This window comes from Citrobacter sp. S46_ASV_140, from assembly GCF_018919545.1.
In the GTDB taxonomy this organism is placed as follows: Bacteria; Pseudomonadota; Gammaproteobacteria; order Enterobacterales; family Enterobacteriaceae; genus Citrobacter; species Citrobacter braakii.
In genome coordinates this window covers 1-1,918 of record NZ_JAHLRC010000246.1, presented here as the reverse complement: position 1 = coordinate 1,918, position 1,918 = coordinate 1, and the positions used below count along the sequence as shown (strand labels likewise).

The 1,918-nt window shown below is 37.8% G+C and carries 2 protein-coding genes and 2 pseudogenes; 3 read left to right on the top strand and 1 reads right to left on the bottom strand.

What is annotated here, in order from left to right:
• Together KQJ19_RS23435 and KQJ19_RS23430 are read left to right on the top strand one after the other, a co-directional pair.
• Window positions 1-240, top strand: a pseudogene (locus tag KQJ19_RS23435) (hypothetical protein); the annotation flags it as partial.
• Between the two features lie 81 nt (window positions 241-321).
• On the top strand, window positions 322-822 hold the full coding sequence (locus tag KQJ19_RS23430) for a YrhA family protein (protein WP_047501006.1): 501 nt from the start codon (window positions 322-324) through the stop codon (window positions 820-822).
• A 352-nt stretch (window positions 823-1,174) separates the two neighbouring features.
• Here KQJ19_RS23430 and KQJ19_RS23425 read toward each other — a convergent pair.
• Window positions 1,175-1,379, bottom strand: a pseudogene (locus KQJ19_RS23425) (IS3 family transposase); the annotation flags it as partial.
• A gap of 140 nt (window positions 1,380-1,519) precedes the next feature.
• Between KQJ19_RS23425 and KQJ19_RS23420 the strand changes: the two are divergent.
• Complete coding sequence (locus KQJ19_RS23420; RefSeq protein WP_019077205.1) at window positions 1,520-1,852, top strand: RcnB family protein; 333 nt, start codon at window positions 1,520-1,522, stop codon at window positions 1,850-1,852.
• Window positions 1,853-1,918 lie beyond the last annotated feature (66 nt).

Sequence of the window (1,918 nt, the reverse complement as noted above, 5' to 3'; positions counted from 1 at the left end):
ATATTGATCCCTTTCAGAGCTTTCGATGAATCACGAATCTATTACGAATTAGACGCAGAAGAGTATCACTATACAAAAGTACCCTCTATTTATGATATACCAGAAAGGAAACGGAACATTGTTTATTATACTCATCCATATAAGAGGAAGCATCGAGCTATGGCTGATGAGGTATATGACAATACACAACGCAACATAGATGAAGGCTGGTTCATTGGGATTAATAAATCTCGTAATTAGAATTATTACTGGAATCATTTTTATTTTTGGGCTGTGCCAACTGGTTCAATTTATCTGCTAAATTAATTATTAGGAATTTAAATGAGTAATAATATTAGTGAAATCCTGAATGATTTGAAAAGCAAAATGACCAACTGGAATTATCCAATAGAAGAGCCTATCACAGACCAATACATTTTGAGTATAAATAAGCGAAAATCAACTTCTATCTTAAGTCCAACACTTGATAAGCTAGGTGATGAAGTTTACTTATTATTAGTAAATCAACCTGATTATGTTACATTTTTAGAAACAATGGATGGATTTGAATTTGATGGCTTAATCTTATTTAGCCTATCCATACCAGAGCCATTAGTAAGAAACTTGTTTATTATGAATGATTTTTATAGGGATAATGATGATTACATCAATCCTGATTTAAGTGAGCGATTAGTGATTGGCAATGATAGTATCTCTATATTTACTTACGATAGTAAAACAAACCTTTTTGAAATTAGAGATAATGTAGGCACCGAAAATGTCTTTGGATCATTCCCAAACTTTACAGATTTCTTATCAGAAATATTAGATACAGTAGCTTAAATTATGGAGGGGTATAACGCCCCTTTTTTCTTATTAATTTTTAGCTAAGGAGTCATTTTGTTAATTACAAAAAATGATCTAGATGAATTCGGTGAGTTAGCAAACCAATTCATTAGCAGTAGCGATCGTGCTTCATTAACTGCACTTCACTAAAAACGATTTATAATTCCCCCATCCTTTATATGAAATACATTATCTAATTAGTGTGAAATATCTGTTTTATCACTAGAAAATATTCTGCTCCGAATTATTTTAATTATCTTTAACTTTTCTGAATCTAAACTTTATGACTTTAATTATCCAACCGTTTACCGCTGCGATAAAATTAAAATCGTATAGTTAAATTTATATATATGTCCGTTACCCAACGTTCATCCGGTGCTTCCGGATTGAACTGCCGCTGGAGCCTGTTGGCGTCACGATACTGGCCTCCCCTTTACGCGCTCGTAGGCTTCGGTCCCCGACCTGAGCCTTTTCCCGGGACACTTCATCAGCCGCCAGACCCAATTAATCGCACACTGTTGTTCGCTATCTTGCAGTTCGTGATAGATCTTGCGCTCGAGATTGTCGTAATTCTGTACATTCATTTACACTTTTTACGAAATGACTGGCGTGAACACAAAAAAGTTCTTGTCAGATGCCCTATAAGCCAGGAATGATACACGACTGATGTTGATGACCCGAACAGGTAAAGAGGATGGGTATGAAGAATAAAATGTTGCTGGGTGCACTCCTGCTTGCAAGCAGCGTCGTCTGGGCCGCGCCGGCCGCAACAGCTGCTCCCACCGGAATTGATAAGTATGAGTTGAGCGGTTTCATCGCCGACTTTACCCATTTTAAACCTGGTGACACGGTCCCACCGCTGTACCGTACTGACGAATATGCGATTAAGCAATGGAACCAACGCAACCTGCCTGCCCCTACCGCCGGTACCCACTGGACCTACATGGGTGGTGCGTACGTGCTGATCAACGATGCTGACGGTAAGATCATTAAAGCCTACGACGGCGAGATTTTTTATCATCGTTAATAGAAAAAACACGTACTTTCAACAAGAAAGTACGTGAAATACCCGCAAATCAATTAGTCATAAGAT

What these genes read in the sequence shown, in the direction of transcription:
- KQJ19_RS23430 (WP_047501006.1), top strand. Translation starts at nt 322, where the DNA reads ATGAGTAATAATATTAGTGAAATCCTGAATGATTTGAAAAGCAAAATG.
- KQJ19_RS23420 (WP_019077205.1), top strand. Translation starts at nt 1,520, where the DNA reads ATGGGTATGAAGAATAAAATGTTGCTGGGTGCACTCCTGCTTGCAAGC.